A 16,330-nucleotide genomic window follows, 5' to 3' on the forward strand; every position below is an offset into this window, starting at 1 on the left:
GGACGCTGAATATGGGGGCTGTATTCTATCCCGTATTCGTTATATAAGTGATTCGTTATATACTGGGAAACGCCATGCCCCTCGATCCAGCCTTCGCGGCCCTTGCCGACCCCACCCGCCGCGCCATCCTCGCGCGGCTGGCGCAAGGCGAGGCGACGGTGCAAGAACTGGCCCGCCCGTTCCCGATCAGCCAGCCCGCGGTCAGCCGCCACCTCAAGGTGCTAGAGGACGCCGGGCTGATCGAAACCCGTGTCGACGGCACCGCCCGCCCCCGCCGCCTGAAAGCCGACGCGGTGGAGGCGTTGTGGGAATGGCTCGGCCAATACCGCGCGCTGTGGGAGGCGCGCTATGTCCGGCTGGATGATGTGCTGGCCGACATGGACGCAGATACCACGGACGCCACGGCCACGCGCCCCGTGTCCAAGACCTGAAAGGACAAACCGATGCGCATGGATGCGCCGCGCCGGATGGTTCACCTTGAACACTTCAGCCGCGATCCGGCCTACTGCGTCGAAGTCACCACCGATCTGGCTGTGCACGGCTCCGGCACCCGGATGACGCACCTGATGCGCTATGCCAGCGCCGACGCACGGGCCGCAGCGGTGGCGGACGGCTCCACGGACTGGATGGAAGCCGTTTTCGGACGGATCGACACGCTCTCTTTTGACCAGAAAGGAAATGCGCCATGACAACCACCTTCGTGACCGATGGCGAAACCGACATCGTCGTGACCCGTCGCTTCGCAGCACCCCCCGCAGCGGTGTTTCGCGCCCATACCGAACCCGACCTCATCCGCCGCTGGATGCTAGGGCCCGAGGGCTGGTCGATGCCGGTCTGCATTTCCGACGCGCGGCCCGGAGGCGCAATCCGGTTCGAGTGGTCGGACGGCAGGCATGTCAGCTTTTACGCCACCGGCGAATATATCGAAGTCACGCCGCACAGCCGGATCGTGCACATCGAACGCATGTTCCTGCCCGAGCCGACCCCCGACAACCACGTGACGACAACCTTCGAACCTGTGGGCACCGGCACCCGGCTGGTGATGCGAATGTCCCTGCCCAATGCCGAGGCGCGGGCTGCGGTGCTGGCCTCGGGCATGCAGGACGGGATGGAGGACAGCTATGCCCGGCTGGAACAGGTGATCGAAGCGGGCATCTGATCGGTCAGACGCCGTAGACGCGCCGTGCCGTCCCCTGCCCGATGGCATGTTGTTCGTCGGGCGAAAGGCCTGCCAGCAACGCCCGCGCCATGTCGATCCATGCGGGTAAACCGGCGCCAAGGTTGACGACCGGCCAGTCGCCGCCCCAAAGCATCCGGTTCGGGCCAAAGCGGTTCAACAAGTGGTCGGCATAGGGGCGCAAGAGGTCAACCGACGCCGTTCCCGGCGCGCAATAGGTTGTAATACCTGAAAATTTTACCACCACATTGTCAAAGCCGGCGATCGCGTCGATGCCCTTGGCCCACTCGTCGAAAGCGCCCGCCGCCACATCCGGCACGCCGCAGTGGTCAAGGACATAGGGCTGGTCCGGGCAGGCGCGGATCAGCGGCACCCCGATCGGGATCAGCTGGCGGGCAAGGAAGTTCAGGTCGAACGGAAACCCCGCCCGCCCGATCTTGCGCAGGTTGCGCCGGAACGTGTCGGTCAGCGACACATCATCGGGCACCACATGCAGGATGCGCCGGAAGCCCACGGTATCGAGACCCGCCGCCTCTTCCAGCCACGGATCGAAGCCCTCGTCATGCTCTGGCCGAATGCTCGCGATCTGGCCCAGCATCGGCACACCGCCGACGACGCTGCCGACCATTCCCGCCACCATCCGAGCCTCGGCCTGATAGTCCGCGTCATCGACCCCGGTTTCCATGAAGATCGTGCCGACGATGCCCTTGCCCGCCACCAGCCCGGCATAATCCTCCCGCGTGAAATCGCCTGACAGGATCGGGAATTCGGCGGTCCATGCGTAACCTATGCGGTCGCGCAGGATCAGGTGTTGGTGCGTATCGATCAGGTCCATCGGCGGCCTCATGCGTTGGCGATGCGGTAATCGGCGGCCGCGCTGTTCGTGCGGATCAGGCGGCCGTTCGGCAGATCGTTTTCCTCAAGCTTCGCGGCGATCTCGGGCGGGGTCAGGCCATAGCGCACCCACCGCGCCGTCAGCCGTGATTTCAGCACGCCTTCCGGCACGTCTATCATCACCGTCAGGTCGAACATCGGGCGAAGCCGTGGCCACGGTTCCTGGTTCAGAAGCAGGTAATTGCCTTCGACGATGATCACAGGGATCGACGCCGGGATCAGCCGCGCCCCGGCGCGGGCGATCTCGATCTGCCGGTCAAAGACCGGGACGGCGACCTCGGCCTCGTCCCGCGCGCGCATCCGTTTCAGCGTGTGGTAAAGCCCGCCCACGTCGAAAGTGTGGGGCGCACCCTTGCGCGATTGCCAGCCCTTTGGCGTGAGGTAGGTGTCGTCGTAATGGTAGCCGTCCATCGGCAGGACGGCGGCAAGCCCCGCTTGCCGCGCGTTCAACTTGCCCGCCAGCTTGTCAGCAAGCGTGGATTTGCCCGACCCCGGCGCGCCGACCACCGCCACGATCACGCGGCCTTCGGTGGCGCGGGCCTGCAGCAGGTCCGCAAGCGCCGGAATGTCGGTGGTTTCGGTCACGGCGCCCCCTTCTTTGCTTGCCGTGAGGATTGCGCGACCAGCGGGTTCGGTGCAAGGGCCCGCTGACGAGGCCCCCTTGCCTTTTTGCCCGGAACAAGGCGCGGCATGCGCCGCCGGGCAGCGCCCGACCGCCGCCTCGGGCGGGCGCCGCCCGATCTCGGTGTCAAGCCCGCGCCATCAGCGCGGCAAACCGGTCCCGCCGTGGGGCAAGCCTCTCGGCCAGCGCGGCATCCGGCTCCACCACCGCTTTCGTCACAGGCTTCAGATACAGCGCCCCAACATCCCCCGTTGCAGCCGCCATAGCCAGCCGCGCAGCCCCGCCCGGCCCGGCAAGGTCCGACCCCTCGGGCAGCGTCACCGGCTGGCCCAACACCGTCGCCAGAAGCCGCATCCACAGGTGCGACCGCGTGCCGCCCCCGACCGCCACCACCTGCCCCAGGGCCACGCCCGCCCGCCCCTGCGCCGCGATGCAATCGGCGATCTGGAAGGCCACCCCCTCCATCGTCGCATAGCCAAGGCCGGCCGCATCCACCCCCGGATGCAGCCCCGTCATCTGCCCCGTCGCACCGGGGCGGTTCGCGGGCGTGCGGATGCCGTTCAGGCAAGGCAGGAACACCGGCGCATCCGCCAGCCGCCCCGCCGCGACGAACGCCTCCGCCCGTCCGGCCAGATCGGCCGCCGTCGTCCCCGCCAGCCGCGCCGACCAGTCAAGCGACGCGGTCGCCGACATCACCACCCCCATCGACAGGAACGTGTCCGGCGCGGCATGGGCCGAGGTCAGGATCGCCCACTCCGGCCCCGGATGGAACGCGGTGTCCACCAGACACGCCACCGCCGAAGTTCCTATCGTCACCACCGCCTCGCCTGCCCGCGCGGCCCCCGCACCCAGCGTCGACCCCATGTTGTCGCCCGCTCCTGCCGCGACAGGCGTGCCGGGGCGCATCCCCCAGCGCGCAGCCAGTGCCGGACGCAAGCCCCCCGCCGCAGACCAGCTTTGCAGGACGGGCGGCAGATGGTCGGGGTTCCAGCCAACGGCGGCACAAAGGCCCGCATCCCACTGGCCGCTGCGGCAATCGAAAAGCTCGGTGCCGCCCGCATCCGTCGGCTCGGTGCCAACCTCGCCAGTCAGGGCAAGCCGCACATAATCCTTGGTGAGCATCAGCATCCGGGCGCGCGCCATCACGGCAGGCTCGTGCCGGTTCAACCACATCAGCTTTGGCGCGGTGATGCCGGGGTCGGGGGTGCCGTTGGTGCGCAGGCCAATGTCCGGCACGGCGGCCAGCAACCGCGCACATTCCGCAATCGCCCGCTGGTCGTTCCACAGCATCGCCGGGCGCAAGGGCCGATGGTCCGCGCCCAGCACCAGCGCCGCCAGCATCTGCCCCGACAGCCCGATCCCCGCTACCGCCCCCATCGCGCCGGGATGCGCCGCCGCAAGGTCATCAAGGCAGCCCCACACCGCTTCCACCCACAGATCCGGGTCCTGCTCCGACCAGCCTACCTGCGGGATCGACACCGCCACCGGACGCGCCGCCTGCCCCACGGCGCGCGTCGCATCCTCCATAAGCACCGCCTTGATGCCGGACGTGCCAAGATCGACGCCGATTGTCAGCATCAGCGCGGCCCCGCCAGAAGTGCCCGCGCCGTCGCCTCATCGGTCACGAAGGTATCGACCACCCCGCGCCGCAGGATAGCGCGGTTGACGGCCAGCTTGTAGGTGCCACCCGCCGCAAGGATCACGTTCGCAATACCGCCCAGATCCTCCAGCCCGATGCCGATGACGCGTTCGTTGATCGGGTGCGCGATAGGCTGGCCTTCGGCGTCGATCACGGTGCCAAGGACGTCACCCACGCCGCCCAGCGCGCGCAACTCCTCTACCGTCACATCCTTCGGCAGCCCGTCGCGCATCAACAGCGACCGGGGCGACAGATCGCCCGCCGCCATCGCCATCGCATCCACCCCGCGCAGTTTTTCCAGAACCTCGCGGAACACATCCAGCTGCATGATCGTGTCCCGGCTCTCGCGCGATCCTGCGTATAGCGGCGCGGTGAAATAGCTGTGCTGCGCGCCCAGAAGGTCGGCAAGGCGGGTGGTGATCTCGAAGGAGTTGAGGTCGGAGCCTTGCGTCAGCCCGCCCATGACCGACATCACCTCAAGGTCCGGGCGGCTCATCGCGGCGACGAAACGGGTGGCGATGTTCAGCGTGCCACCCCATGACATGCCAAACAGCTTTACCGCCGGGTCGGCAAGAACCTCGCTCAGAAGGTGGCCAAGCGCGGCCCCCGTCACCTTCTGCACATCCTCGGGGTCTTGCGGCGCTGGCGCGACATAGGCTTGGCGCAAGCCGAAGCGTGCGACCAGTGCCGCTTCCAGTTCCGCACAGGCGGCATAGGCCGTGTTGAAGCTGATCCGCACCAGACCACGCAGATGCGCCTCGCTCAGCGCCTTGTTGACGCGCAAACGGGTGGCGCCCAGCTTGTCTGCGACTTTTTCCTGCGTCAGCCCTTCGACGTAATAGGCCCAGGCAACCTGCGCCAGAAACCGCTCTTCCGTGTCGATCTGCGGCAGCTTCGGCGCACGGGCCATGGGCACCCCTTACTTTACCGCGCCCATCGTCAGGCCACGCACAAGGTGTTTTGACGCCAGCAGCGCAAAGATCAAGACCGGGATCACGATCAGCGTCGAGGTCGCCATGATCTTTCCGTAGGGCACGTCGTAGCCTTCCATGAAGGTCACCGCCATCGCGGGCGCGGTCTTTGCGGCCTTGGGTGCAAGGATGTAGGCGAACAGAAGCTCGTTCCACGAAAAGATGAAGGCAAGGATCGACGAAACCGCGACCCCCGGCATGGCCAACGGCAGGCAGATTGAGCGGAAGATGCGGAACTGGCTGGCGCCTTCCAGCATCGCCGCCTCGTCCAGTTCGCGCGGTATGCTGCGGAACTGGTCGGTGCAGATCCAGATCACGATCGGCAGGGTGAAGGTCAGATACATCAGGATCAGCGCAAGGTGCGTGTCGCGAAGGCCCAATTCGCGGCTGATCAGGAACACCGGAAAGGCCAGCACAACCGGGCTGACGAAACGGTTGGTGATGAACCAGAACCACAGGTCGGTTTTGCCGCGAAACTCAAACCGCGCCAGCGCATATGCAGCGGGGGTGCCGAGGATGACGGCAAGCGAGGTGGTGCAGACCGCAACGATGATCGAGTTGATCAGCGACACGCCGACCTTGTCCTCGAACAACACCTCCCAGTAGTTGGCCAGCGTCGGCGTGAACCACCAGACGGGTGGAGATTCCAGCGCCACGACCTGGGTCTTGAGGCTGGTTGTCACCATCCAGTAGAATGGAAAGATGCAGAAAAGGCAGATTAGCGTCAGCAGGATCGCCTCGCCCACAAGGTTGCGGCGCTGGATCGGGGCAGCCATCAGCGCACCTCGCGGTAGAAGAAACGGATATAGGCGCGGGCCAAGGCGATGGTGATCGCGAGCATGATGATCGACTGCGCTGAGGCGAGACCAATGTCGAACTGCCGGTTGCCCACCCGCTCGATCAGCACCGCGATGAACTCGGTCGCCGACCCCGGCCCACCGCGTGTCATGGTGAAGGGCATGTCGAAAAGCTTCAGCGTATCGGCGGTGCGCAGGATCAGGACGGCAACGAGGGACGGGATCAGGAACGGCAGTTGCACATGGCGCAGCACCGTCCAATGCGACTTCGTCTCCAACTGCGCCGCCTCCTCGATTTCAGGCGGCACGGTGGACAGCCCGGCCAGCAGCACCAGCGCCACGAAGGGGGTCCATTGCCAGATGTCCCACAGGATCACGGCGACAAATGCATTTGTCGGATCACCGATGAAATTGATCGCGTCAACCCCGATCCAACCGAGCATCTGGTTGATGACGCCGTATTTCTGGTTCAGCATCACCTGCGCCAGAAGTCCCACCACGGCATAGGTGGTGGCCATCGGCAACACCAGCGACAGCCGCGTCAGCGTTTTCCAGAACGTCAGGCCGGGGCGGTGCAGCACCAGCGCGATCAAGAGGCCAAGCGCGATCTGGATCGGCACCGCGATGACGAACAATAGCGCCGTCCGCCCCATCGCCTGCCAGAACACCGGATCGGTCAGCACGAAGATGTAATTGTCCAGACCCACGAAGCGCTGCTGCGCCAGTTTGGTCAGGTTGAAGTAGTGCAGGCTTTTCCACACCGCGAACAGCAAGGGCGCGATCCCCACGATCGCCAGCGCAAAGACCGCCGGGCCGAGAAAGGCCAACAGGGTTCGGCGGCGGACGGCGAAACTCATCTGCGGCTCCGGTATCGGGTGAGGAAAACCCCGGCCTTATCGGCCGGGGCGAGGGTGCAACGTCGCACCGTTCAGGGAAGAACCCTTACTGCGCCAGCGGCTTCTTGCCGTCGTAGTATCCGGCTTCGGCCAACACGGCTTCCATCTTCTCGCCGATCATCTTCGATCCTTCTTCGATCGAGACTTCACCCAGCATCATCTTGGTGCCCCACTCCTGCACGATCTCGGTGATCGCGGGCCATTCGGCAAAGCGCGGACGGAACTCCGGCACGCCCTCTTTCCACGATTCGACCAGTGCGGGAATGAACTTGTAGGTCTCAGCCAGCGCAGGATCGGCATAGGCCGACTGACGGCCGGGAACGCCGCCCATTTCAAGATACTGACCGGACTTGGCTTTCGAAGTCACCCACTGGATGAACAGCCAACCTGCCGCCTGTTCAGCCTCGTCCGCCTGCGACGCGACCGCCAGCGAGAAGCCACCGAGCGCCGGTTTGCGGCCTGCAGGACCGGTCGGTTCCGGCGCAATTGCAACGCAATCAGCCACTTTCGATGTCTCCGGGCTGACCACGGTGGAATAGAACGCCGACCATTCGGTGATCATCGCCACGTCGCCCTGGGCAAAGGCGTTGACCGTTTCGGCATGGTCATAGGCGACGATGCCTTCAGGCATGAACTTCATCAGATCCTGGCGGAACTTCAGGCCCGCCTGGCTTTCCGGCGACATCAGGTTCGACTTGAACTCGGCGTTCAGGAAGCTGCCGCCGAAGGGCCACAGGAACCGCGCAAAGCTGTCGGCCGACTGGGTTTCGTTGCGCTTGGATTGCAGCGCGTAGGCGAACTTGCCGTCCTTGGTCAGCGCCGGGCCGTAGGTGTCCATCACCTCTTGCCAAGTCGCTGGCGGCTTGTCGAAACCGGCCGCTTCCAGCATGCACTTGTTGTAGAAGAGAAGCCCCGAATAGTTGTCGAACGGCAGGCCGTAGTTGACCCCGTTCCACGAACCGAACGCATCAAGGATCAGCGGGAAGAAGTCCGCCATGTCCAGATCCGGGTCGGCCAGTTCGGCGTTCTTGGTGAAGGTCTCGGACGGCACGACCCAACCGTTTTCGGCAAAGTTGCCCATCCACACCAGGTCGATCAGCGCGATGTCCAGATCGCCCCCGGCCACGAAATCCCGCACCTGTTCGCCTAGCGCGTTCTCGTAGGGAACAGTGGTGTAGTTCACCTTGATGCCGGTCGCCGCCTCGAACTCCGGCAACATCTTGATCGCGGCGTTATAGCCCGGACGGTCAAGGAAAAGCACTTCCAGCTCGGTTCCCGCATAGGGCTTTGCCGCCTCCTCAAGCGACCATGCCGCAGCCTGCCCGGCAAGGCCAAGGCTGGCAGTTGCCGCCAGCGCGATGGCGCTGACCTCTGTCTTGAATTTCATTCCAACCTCCCATTGGTTTCAGCGTTTGACGGTTGACTTCCATTTGTAACGCTGTCGATATAAATGTATTGAAACGGCGACGAGTCAACCGGGAAATTCATCGACACCGGCAAAGTTGACCAAGGGGAAGGAAGCGGCATGGCCGAAGTCAGGCTTTCGGGCGTGAACAAATTCTACGGTGCGATGCAGGCACTGCACGACGTCACGCTGGAAATTGCGGACGGCGAGTTTGCCGTTTTCGTCGGCCCCTCGGGCTGTGGCAAGTCCACGCTGCTGCGCTCGATCGCCGGGCTCGAATCGATCTCGGGCGGGGTGATTTCCATCGGCGGCAGCGATGTGTCCACCCTTGCGCCGTCGGACCGCGACGTGGCGATGGTGTTTCAGTCCTACGCGCTTTATCCGCACATGACGGTGCGGGAAAACATGGAATTCGGGATGAAGGTCAACAAGGTTCCGGTGGCGGAACGGCAGGCGCGGGTCGCCAATGCGGCGCGTATCCTGCAGCTTGATCCCTACCTTGACCGAAAGCCCGGCCAGCTTTCGGGCGGCCAGCGCCAGCGTGTCGCCATAGGCCGTGCCATCGTCAAGGAACCGAAGGCGTTTCTGTTCGACGAACCGCTTTCGAACCTCGACGCGAAACTCCGCGTCCAGATGCGGGTGGAGCTGGAGGCGCTGCACCGCGATTTGAAGGCGACGATGATCTACGTCACCCATGACCAGGTCGAGGCGATGACGATGGCCGACAAGATCGTGGTCCTGAACGCGGGCCGCATCGAACAGGTCGGCAGCCCGATGGACCTGTACCACCGCCCCGCCAACGCCTTTGTCGCGGGCTTCATCGGTGCGCCCGCGATGAATTTCCTGCCCGTCACGCTGGACGGCGGCAGCGCCCGCCACGGCGACGAGGCTTTGGGCGCTGCGCCCGCTGGCACCGTGCAGCTTGGCATCCGGCCCGAACACGTTACGCTTCTGCCCGAAGGTCAGGGCCTGATCGCCGCCACCGTCCTGTTGCGCGAAACCCTCGGTGGCGACGCCTATCTTTACGTCCGAACCCGTGCCGGCACGCAGATGGTCGTCCGTGCCGAGGGCGACACGACGCTTGACCACGGCGCGGTGGTCGGCCTCGATCTGCCGAGCCCACGCCGCCACCACTTCGCCGCCGATGGCCGCAGCCTTGGGGTCGCCGCATGACAGACCTGATCGCAAACGCCGTCGCCCGCTCCGCCAATGTCGCCGAAATCGTGCTTGGTCGCGGCGTGTTGGCCGACGCGGGCCGCATCTACGCCCGCCACTTTTCCGGCCCTGCCCTCCTTTTCGCAGATGACCGAGGCTGGGCCGCCGCTGGCCCCGCGGTCGAGGCGGCGCTGAACGCCGCAGGCATCGCCACCCGCCGCCACATCATCGCAGCCACCCCGCGCCCGAAACCCACGACCGACCTTGCCGACAGCCTTGGTGCGGCCCTCGCGCCCGGCGAAACCCCCGTCGCCATCGGGTCAGGCGTGATGAACGACGTGGTGAAATATGCGGCCTTCCAGCGCGCAATCCCCTACCTTTGCGTCGCCACCGCCGCCTCAATGGACGGCTACACCTCGGCTGGCGCGCCGCTGTCGGAAAAGGGGTTCAAGAAAACCATCCCCTGCCGCCCCGCCAAGGTTCTGATCGCCGACCTCGACGTGATCTGTGCCGCGCCGCCCGAAATGACCGGCTGGGGCTACGGCGACCTTGCCGGAAAGGTGCCTGCGGGCGGCGACTGGATGATCGCCGACGCGCTTGGCATCGAAGCCATCGACGACGTCGCCTGGCCGATGGTGCAGGGCGGCCTGTCCGGCTGGCTTGCCCACCCCGACCGCATCCGCGCCGCCGACCCCGCCGCCATCGACGGCCTTTTTCAGGGCCTGACGCTGGTGGGTCTTGCGATGGAGGCGCACGGCTCGTCCCGCCCCGCATCCGGCGCCGACCACCAGATCGCCCACCTGTGGGAAATGGACGACCTCCACCACCAAGGCCAGCGCGTCAGCCACGGCGCCTGCGTCGCGGTGGGCTGCGTGACGACGCTGCACATGTATGACTGGCTGCTTGCCCAACCCCACCGCTTCGATCTCGACCGCCCCGGTGCTACGATGGCCGCCAAGTCCGCCGAAATCCTACAGCGTTTCGGCGCGGGCGAGGTTGCCGACCGCGCCGTTGCGGAAACCGAGGCCAAGCACACCGACGGCGCTGCCCTCCACGACCGCCTGATCCGCCTCAACGCCATCTGGCCCGACCTCGCCCCCCGCCTGCGCGCCCGCCTGATGCCCGCCACCGACATGGCCCGCGCGCTTGCCACCGCCGGCGCACCGTCAGGTGCCGCCGACATCGGCGTCAGCCGCGACTACCTGCTTGAGACCATCCTCAAGGCCCGCTTCCTGCGCAGCCGCTACACTCTTCTCGATCTGCTGGACGAAACCGGGCTTCTGCCGCAGGCTGCCGAGGCCGCCCTTGGCCAGAAGGTTGCCCCATGACGCTTGCCACCCTCGCCGCCCGTGCATCGGGTGAAATCGCCGCCGCCGTGGCCGCCATCGACCCTGCCGCGATGGACGGCATGGTCGCGGAAATCTCCGCCGCCCGCCGCATCGCCTGCTACGGCGTCGGGCGCGAGGGGTTGATGATGCGCGCCCTTGCCATGCGGCTTTACCACATGGGGCTCGATGCGCATGTGGTGGGCGACATGTCCTGCCCGCCCCTCGGCCCCGGCGACCTTCTGATCGCCAGCGCCGGGCCGGGCGGGTTTTCCACGGTAAACGGCCTGATCGGCGTCGCCCGCAACGCCGGCGCCCGCGTCGCCTGCGTTACCGCCCAACCCGACGGGTCCGCCCCAAAGGCCGCCCACCGCATCTTCCACATCCCCGCCCAGACGATGGCGAACGACCAGACCGGCGCCACCTCGGTCCTGCCGATGGGGTCGCTGTTCGAGGGCGCGCAATACCTCGCCTTCGAGCTTTTGATCCTCGCGCTCCGTGACCACCTCGGCGTGGCACCCGATGCCATGCGCGCCCGCCACACCAATCTGGAGTAAGTCATGGCCTGGCAGGACCGTTTCGCCCTTACCGGCCGCAAGGCACTGATCACCGGCGCGTCGAAAGGCATCGGCGCCGAAATCGCCGTCGTCTTTGCCGAGGCTGGCGCCGATATCATCGCCCTTGGCCGTGACGAGGCCGACCTTGCCGCCACCGCCACCGCCGTTCGCGCCCACGGCCGCCGTTGCCTGACCCTGACCGCCGAAATGGCCAGCCCGACCGACCCCGTCAAAGCCTGCGAACGCGCGCTCGCAGAATGGGGCACCATCGACATTCTCGTGAACTCCGCCGGTATCGCCAACGTCGCCCCCGCCGTCGATTTCTCGACCGCCGACTGGGACCAGATGATGGCCGTCAACCTGCGCGCCCCGTTCCTGACCGCCCGCACCCTTGCCCCGGCGATGATCGCGCAAAGATGGGGCAAGGTCATCAACATCAGCAGCCAGACCGGCGTCATCGCGCTGGATGACCATGCCGCCTATGCCGCCTCCAAAGGGGGCCTGAACGCCCTGACGAAATCGCTTTGCGCCGAATGGGCGCGCCATAACGTGCAGGTCAACGCGATCTGCCCGACCGTGGTGATGACCCCGATGGGCAAAAAGGTCTGGGGCAAGCCCGAAAAGGGCGACCCCTTCCGCAACGCCACCCCCGCGCGCCGCTTTGCCGAACCGGTCGAAATCGCGGATGCCGCCCTCTACCTCGCCTCCGATGCCTCGAGCATGGTCAACGGCGCGCTTCTCATGGTGGAAGGCGGGTTCACCAGTGTCTGACGTCGCCGACCTCGGCCTCTCCACCGACGACGCCTTCGCCCGGTATGAGGCCGTCCGCCCCCGCCTGCCCACAGCCAGCTTCCCGAAGGCCAGCCAGCACGGGCAATCGCTGGCAGATGTGGCCGACCGCTGGGATGGCTTCGTCCTCGATGCCTTCGGTGTCCTGAACGTCGGCGACACGCCCATCCCCGGCGCGGTCGCCCGCATGGCTGACCTGCGGCGCATGGGCAAACGCCTCTGCGTGCTGACCAACGCCGCCTCCTACCCGCGCGCGGAAGCCTTGGCGAAATACCGACGCCTTGGCTTCGACTTCACCGCCGACGAGGTCGTCTCCTCCCGCGACATCGCTGCCGCCGCCCTGCCCCGCATCGCGGATGGCGCGCGCTGGGGCGCAATTGCCGCCGCAGGCGACAGTTTCGCCGACATTCCGACCAAGATCACCGACCTCCACGACACCGCCGACTGGTCCGGCATCGACGCCTTCCTCTACCTTTCCACCGCCCGCTGGACGCCCTCCCTTCACGCCAAACTCCTGCGGGAAATGGATCGCAACCCCCGCCCCCTTCTGGTCGCCAACCCCGATCTCGTCGCCCCGCGCGAAGGCGGCCTCAGCATCGAACCCGGCTTCTGGGCGCATGACGTGGCCGACCGCACCGGTGCCACCCTCCACTGGTGCGGCAAGCCCTTCCCCGACGCGCATCTGGAGGCGGCCGCCCGCACCGGCCTTGCGCCCCACCGCCTTGCGATGGTCGGCGACACGCTGCACACCGACACGCTTGGCGGTCGCGCCTCCGGCATGGGAACCATCCTCATCACCGCCCACGGCCTTTTCGCGGGCCGCGACACCGCCCCCTTCATTGCCGCCTCCGGCATCATCCCTGACGCCATCGTCACCACCACCTGAAAGGGCCAGCCCATGCGCGGTTTCGGCATCCATTCCTCGATCTGGACCATGCGCTGGACGCCCGAGGCCGCCGAAGCCGCCGTGGCCGAAGCCCTGCGCCACAGCTTCGATTTCGTCGAAGTGGCCCTTCTCGACCCGCCGATCGTCGATGCCGCCCACTCCCGCGCCCTTTTCGACCGGGCGGGCATTACAGCGGTCTGCTCGCTGGGCTTGCCCGAAACGCACTGGCCCTCGCGCCACCCCGATAAGGGGATCGAATTCCTGACCGTCGCCCTCGACAAGACCGCCGCGATGGGGGCACAGGCGCTGACCGGCGTCACCTATGGCGGCATCGGTGAACGCTCGGGCCTGCCGCCGACCGAGGCCGAACTGTCTAACGTCGCCCGTTGTCTTGAGGCGGCGGCAAAGCACGCCAAACGGCTCGGAATCGCCTTCGGGATCGAACCCGTCAACCGCTACGAGACACATCTTCTGAACACCGGCTGGCAGGCCGCCGCGATGCTGGACCGGATCGGGGCCGACAACATCTTCATCCACCTCGATACCTACCACATGAACATCGAGGAAAAGGGCGCGGCCAACGGCATCCTCGCCGCGCGCGACCACCTTCGCTACATCCACCTGTCGGAAAGCGACCGTGGCACGCCGGGCCACGGCACCTGCGACTGGGACGAGATCTTCGCCGCCCTCGCCGCGATCGGCTTCAAGGGCGGATTGGCGATGGAAAGTTTCATCAACATGCCGCCCGAACTGGCATGGGGCCTGTCGGTTTGGCGTCCGGTGGCCGACAGCACCGATCAGGTGATCGGCGAGGGTCTGCCGTTCCTGCGCGGCAAGGCGCGGCAATACGGGCTGATCTGAAACGGTTAACGCTTTCTTACCGGGAAAATATCATGTCAAGGAAACAATGGCTTAGCCCAATGTCCCACCGTGGGACAGGCATCGAAAACGATGCTTGCACAGCCCGCCAACCCGCCTAGACTTCCCTACCGGACGGACAGGGGAATCCTACATGCAGACCATGATCGGCGTCATCGGCGGCTCCGGCGTCTATCAGATTGACGGCCTCGAAGGCGCAAGCTGGGTCAAGGTGAAATCCCCCTTCGGCAAGCCCTCGGACGACATCCTCGTGGGCCGCCTCGACGGCGTGCCGATGGCCTTCCTGCCCCGCCACGGGCGCGGCCACCCGCTCGACCCCGCCTCGATCCCCTACCGCGCCAACATCGACGCCCTGAAACGCCTCGGATGCACCGAGGTGGTCTCGATCTCGGCGGTCGGCTCGCTCCGCGAAGACTATGCCCCCGGCGACTTCGTGATCGTGGACCAGTACATCGACCGCACCGTGTCGCGCCCCGCATCTTTCTTCGGCCCCGGCTGCGTCGCCCACGTCAGCCTTGCCGACCCCGCCTGCGCCCGCCTCGGCGCCGCCTGCGCCGAAGCCGCCCGCGCGGCCGGACAGACCGTCCACACCGGCGCCACCTACATCGCCATCGAAGGCCCGCAGTTTTCCACCCGCGCCGAAAGCCGCCTTTACCGCATATGGGGTGCCGACGTGATCGGCATGACCGGCATGCCCGAAGCCCGCCTCGCCCGCGAGGCCGAGCTTTGCTACGCCTGCGTTGCGATGGTCACCGATTACGACTGCTGGCACGACAGCCACGGCGCGGTCGATGTGGCGATGGTGATCCGCACCCTGACCGCCAACTCGCAGGCCGCGCGGCGGCTGGTGACATCCCTCCCCGGCTTGCTTGGAGCAACCCACGCCCCCTGCCCGCAGGGCTGCGACCATGCGCTTGACCATGCAGTGATGACAGCCCCAGACCACCGCGACCCCGAGCTTGTCGCGCGGCTGGATGCGGTGGCGGGGCGGGTTCTGTGATCCGGCTTGTCCTTGCCCTGCTGCTGCTTGCCGGAACGGCCGCAGCGGAAGACCAGATCGACGGCGTTGCCGCCGAGGGCGTGTTGAGCGACATCGACTTCTTTCGCCTGGTCACTTGCGGCGCTCCGCCCGGCGGGTCGTGCAAGGGCCCTGTCCTGCGCTGGGCCAAGCCCGCGTTGCGCCTGACCATTCGCCACGGCGAGGTCCCGGCCCCGATCGGGTTCGCGGCCAAATTGGAGGCCGCGATCGACCCCGCGCTGGACCAGATCAACAGCGCCGGTGCCGCGATAAGAGTGGAGCGGACGCCGGGCCCCTTTGCCGACATCACCGTCATTCCGACCGACCTGACCGAAGGCACGGTGATGACCGACGTGCCCGGCTTTTCCGGCCCCGGCGTGATGGGGGTGGGCTACATGACGCTGTGGTCGGACGAGGCCGACCGGATCACCAGCGCGGTGATCCTGATTTCCACCACCATCACCGACGCGGACCTGCCTTCGGTGATGCTGGAGGAGATCACCCAGGCGCTGGGACCGCTTTATGACATCGAGAACCCGGCGTATGACGGGGTGTCGATCCTGTCGCAGGACTCGAACATGACCACCACCATCGCAGGCCAGGACGCCGCCCTGTTGCGCTGGCTCTACCCGCCCCGGATATGAAAGACCGATCTATGCACAGCGCCAAGACCGTGAAGGACTACATCCGCACCATAGTGGATTTCCCGCATGAGGGGATATTCTTCCGCGACGTGACCACCCTTTTCGCCGATCCGCGCGGGTTTCGGATGTGTGTCGACCAGCTTCTGGCACCCTATGCTGGGATGCGGATCGACAAGGTCGCGGGGCTGGAGGCGCGGGGCTTCATCCTTGGCGGGGCCGTCGCGCACCAGTTGTCGACCGGCTTCGTACCGATCCGCAAGAAAGGCAAGCTGCCGGGGCAGACGATTTCGCAGGCCTACAAGCTGGAATACGGCGAGGCGGTGGTCGAGGTGCATGACGATGCCATGACGCCGGGGGAAAAGGTGCTGCTGGTCGATGACCTTCTGGCGACCGGGGGCACGGCCGAAGCGGGTATCCGGCTGATCGAACGGCTGGGTGCCGAGGTCGTTGGCTGCGCCTTTGTCGTCGACCTGCCGGACCTTGGCGGTCGGCGAAAGCTGGAGGCGATGGGCATGTCGGTGCACGCGCTCTGCGCCTTCGAGGGACTGTGAGCCGCCGTTAACCTGGTGGAAAGCGAATCGGCGGTAGACCTTGACGTGTCGGGGCTACCCATCCCGACGAACACGCTGCTTGCAACACGTGACCCAAACCCACCCCACCCCGTCGGGCACCCACC

19 protein-coding genes are annotated in these 16,330 nt (G+C 66.2%); 12 read left to right on the forward strand and 7 right to left on the reverse strand.

The features are described from left to right. Positions 1 to 74: 74 nt before the first annotated feature. From ACROUL_RS15400 to ACROUL_RS15410, 3 genes are read left to right on the forward strand one after another with little or no spacing between them, the layout of a single operon-like run. Entirely contained in the window at positions 75 to 431 is a 357-nt protein-coding gene (locus ACROUL_RS15400) for an ArsR/SmtB family transcription factor (RefSeq protein WP_431300332.1), read from the forward strand. Between the two features lie 12 nt (positions 432 to 443). After that, entirely contained in the window at positions 444 to 689 is a 246-nt protein-coding gene (locus tag ACROUL_RS15405; RefSeq protein ID WP_431300333.1) for a hypothetical protein, read from the forward strand. Then, a complete protein-coding gene (locus tag ACROUL_RS15410) occupies positions 686 to 1,159 on the forward strand; it encodes an SRPBCC domain-containing protein (protein WP_431300334.1) in 474 nt (157 codons plus the stop codon). Before ACROUL_RS15405 ends, ACROUL_RS15410 begins: the two co-directional genes overlap by 4 nt. Before the next feature lie 4 nt (positions 1,160 to 1,163). On the opposite strand, the gene ACROUL_RS15415 is transcribed toward ACROUL_RS15410, so the two are convergent. From ACROUL_RS15415 to ACROUL_RS15445, 7 genes are all read right to left on the reverse strand, one after another. Next, entirely contained in the window at positions 1,164 to 2,012 is an 849-nt protein-coding gene (locus ACROUL_RS15415) for an amidohydrolase family protein (RefSeq protein ID WP_431300335.1), read from the reverse strand. Positions 2,013 to 2,020: 8 nt separating this feature from the next. Then, positions 2,021 to 2,656 carry a nucleoside triphosphate hydrolase gene (locus tag ACROUL_RS15420; protein WP_431300336.1) on the reverse strand — a complete coding sequence of 212 codons (636 nt, stop codon included), beginning with the start codon at positions 2,654 to 2,656 and terminating at the stop codon, positions 2,021 to 2,023. Positions 2,657 to 2,819: 163 nt separating this feature from the next. Then, complete coding sequence (gene xylB / locus ACROUL_RS15425) at positions 2,820 to 4,271, reverse strand: xylulokinase (protein WP_431300337.1); 1,452 nt, start codon at positions 4,269 to 4,271, stop codon at positions 2,820 to 2,822. Continuing rightward, entirely contained in the window at positions 4,271 to 5,242 is a 972-nt protein-coding gene (locus tag ACROUL_RS15430; protein ID WP_431300338.1) for a sugar-binding transcriptional regulator, read from the reverse strand. The genes xylB and ACROUL_RS15430 overlap by 1 nt, the downstream gene beginning before the upstream one ends. Before the next feature lie 9 nt (positions 5,243 to 5,251). Continuing rightward, positions 5,252 to 6,079 (reverse strand): carbohydrate ABC transporter permease, encoded by an 828-nt coding sequence (locus ACROUL_RS15435; protein WP_431300339.1) that lies wholly within the window; start codon positions 6,077 to 6,079, stop codon positions 5,252 to 5,254. Next, entirely contained in the window at positions 6,079 to 6,957 is an 879-nt protein-coding gene (locus ACROUL_RS15440) for a carbohydrate ABC transporter permease (protein WP_431300340.1), read from the reverse strand. The genes ACROUL_RS15435 and ACROUL_RS15440 overlap by 1 nt, the downstream gene beginning before the upstream one ends. A gap of 85 nt (positions 6,958 to 7,042) precedes the next feature. Continuing rightward, positions 7,043 to 8,383 carry an ABC transporter substrate-binding protein gene (locus ACROUL_RS15445; protein WP_431300341.1) on the reverse strand — a complete coding sequence of 447 codons (1,341 nt, stop codon included), beginning with the start codon at positions 8,381 to 8,383 and terminating at the stop codon, positions 7,043 to 7,045. Between the two features lie 138 nt (positions 8,384 to 8,521). Here ACROUL_RS15445 and ACROUL_RS15450 point away from each other — a divergent pair, with 138 nt between their 5' ends. The 9 genes from ACROUL_RS15450 to ACROUL_RS15490 all read left to right on the forward strand — a co-directional run bounded on the left by ACROUL_RS15450 (position 8,522) and on the right by ACROUL_RS15490 (position 16,205). Next, complete coding sequence (locus ACROUL_RS15450; protein WP_431300342.1) at positions 8,522 to 9,574, forward strand: ABC transporter ATP-binding protein; 1,053 nt, start codon at positions 8,522 to 8,524, stop codon at positions 9,572 to 9,574. Further along, positions 9,571 to 10,884, forward strand: a complete 1,314-nt coding sequence (locus ACROUL_RS15455; protein ID WP_431300343.1) for a sn-glycerol-1-phosphate dehydrogenase — start codon at positions 9,571 to 9,573, stop codon at positions 10,882 to 10,884. The genes ACROUL_RS15450 and ACROUL_RS15455 overlap by 4 nt, the downstream gene beginning before the upstream one ends. Then, positions 10,881 to 11,438, forward strand: a complete 558-nt coding sequence (locus ACROUL_RS15460; RefSeq protein WP_431300344.1) for an SIS domain-containing protein — start codon at positions 10,881 to 10,883, stop codon at positions 11,436 to 11,438. The genes ACROUL_RS15455 and ACROUL_RS15460 overlap by 4 nt, the downstream gene beginning before the upstream one ends. 3 nt (positions 11,439 to 11,441) lie before the next feature. Continuing rightward, positions 11,442 to 12,209, forward strand: a complete 768-nt coding sequence (locus ACROUL_RS15465) for an SDR family NAD(P)-dependent oxidoreductase (RefSeq protein WP_431300345.1) — start codon at positions 11,442 to 11,444, stop codon at positions 12,207 to 12,209. Beyond that, entirely contained in the window at positions 12,202 to 13,113 is a 912-nt protein-coding gene (locus ACROUL_RS15470; protein ID WP_431300346.1) for an HAD-IIA family hydrolase, read from the forward strand. The genes ACROUL_RS15465 and ACROUL_RS15470 overlap by 8 nt, the downstream gene beginning before the upstream one ends. 12 nt (positions 13,114 to 13,125) lie before the next feature. Then, positions 13,126 to 13,974, forward strand: coding sequence for a sugar phosphate isomerase/epimerase family protein (locus tag ACROUL_RS15475; protein WP_431300347.1), 849 nt, complete (start codon positions 13,126 to 13,128; stop codon positions 13,972 to 13,974). 151 nt (positions 13,975 to 14,125) lie between these two features. Then, positions 14,126 to 14,992 carry an S-methyl-5'-thioadenosine phosphorylase gene (locus ACROUL_RS15480; protein ID WP_431300348.1) on the forward strand — a complete coding sequence of 289 codons (867 nt, stop codon included), beginning with the start codon at positions 14,126 to 14,128 and terminating at the stop codon, positions 14,990 to 14,992. Further along, positions 14,989 to 15,654, forward strand: a complete 666-nt coding sequence (locus ACROUL_RS15485; protein WP_431300349.1) for a DUF2927 domain-containing protein — start codon at positions 14,989 to 14,991, stop codon at positions 15,652 to 15,654. Before ACROUL_RS15480 ends, ACROUL_RS15485 begins: the two co-directional genes overlap by 4 nt. 11 nt (positions 15,655 to 15,665) lie before the next feature. Further along, a complete protein-coding gene (locus tag ACROUL_RS15490) occupies positions 15,666 to 16,205 on the forward strand; it encodes an adenine phosphoribosyltransferase (RefSeq protein ID WP_431300350.1) in 540 nt (179 codons plus the stop codon). Positions 16,206 to 16,330: the final 125 nt, after the last annotated feature.

Source organism: Tabrizicola sp. BL-A-41-H6 (genome assembly GCF_050632395.1).
GTDB lineage: Bacteria > Pseudomonadota > Alphaproteobacteria > Rhodobacterales > Rhodobacteraceae > JAUYQR01.

Bases quoted from the DNA above. Each gene is read 5' to 3' on its own strand.
- ACROUL_RS15400 (WP_431300332.1), top strand. From the start codon at position 75: ATGCCCCTCGATCCAGCCTTCGCGGCCCTTGCCGACCCCACCCGCCGC.
- ACROUL_RS15405 (WP_431300333.1), top strand. From the start codon at position 444: ATGCGCATGGATGCGCCGCGCCGGATGGTTCACCTTGAACACTTCAGC.
- ACROUL_RS15410 (WP_431300334.1), top strand. From the start codon at position 686: ATGACAACCACCTTCGTGACCGATGGCGAAACCGACATCGTCGTGACC.
- ACROUL_RS15415 (WP_431300335.1), bottom strand. From the start codon at position 2,012: ATGGACCTGATCGATACGCACCAACACCTGATCCTGCGCGACCGCATA.
- xylB (WP_431300337.1), bottom strand. From the start codon at position 4,271: ATGCTGACAATCGGCGTCGATCTTGGCACGTCCGGCATCAAGGCGGTG.
- ACROUL_RS15430 (WP_431300338.1), bottom strand. From the start codon at position 5,242: ATGGCCCGTGCGCCGAAGCTGCCGCAGATCGACACGGAAGAGCGGTTT.
- ACROUL_RS15435 (WP_431300339.1), bottom strand. From the start codon at position 6,079: ATGGCTGCCCCGATCCAGCGCCGCAACCTTGTGGGCGAGGCGATCCTG.
- ACROUL_RS15440 (WP_431300340.1), bottom strand. From the start codon at position 6,957: ATGAGTTTCGCCGTCCGCCGCCGAACCCTGTTGGCCTTTCTCGGCCCG.
- ACROUL_RS15445 (WP_431300341.1), bottom strand. From the start codon at position 8,383: ATGAAATTCAAGACAGAGGTCAGCGCCATCGCGCTGGCGGCAACTGCC.
- ACROUL_RS15450 (WP_431300342.1), top strand. From the start codon at position 8,522: ATGGCCGAAGTCAGGCTTTCGGGCGTGAACAAATTCTACGGTGCGATG.
- ACROUL_RS15455 (WP_431300343.1), top strand. From the start codon at position 9,571: ATGACAGACCTGATCGCAAACGCCGTCGCCCGCTCCGCCAATGTCGCC.
- ACROUL_RS15460 (WP_431300344.1), top strand. From the start codon at position 10,881: ATGACGCTTGCCACCCTCGCCGCCCGTGCATCGGGTGAAATCGCCGCC.
- ACROUL_RS15465 (WP_431300345.1), top strand. From the start codon at position 11,442: ATGGCCTGGCAGGACCGTTTCGCCCTTACCGGCCGCAAGGCACTGATC.
- ACROUL_RS15475 (WP_431300347.1), top strand. From the start codon at position 13,126: ATGCGCGGTTTCGGCATCCATTCCTCGATCTGGACCATGCGCTGGACG.
- ACROUL_RS15480 (WP_431300348.1), top strand. From the start codon at position 14,126: ATGCAGACCATGATCGGCGTCATCGGCGGCTCCGGCGTCTATCAGATT.
- ACROUL_RS15490 (WP_431300350.1), top strand. From the start codon at position 15,666: ATGCACAGCGCCAAGACCGTGAAGGACTACATCCGCACCATAGTGGAT.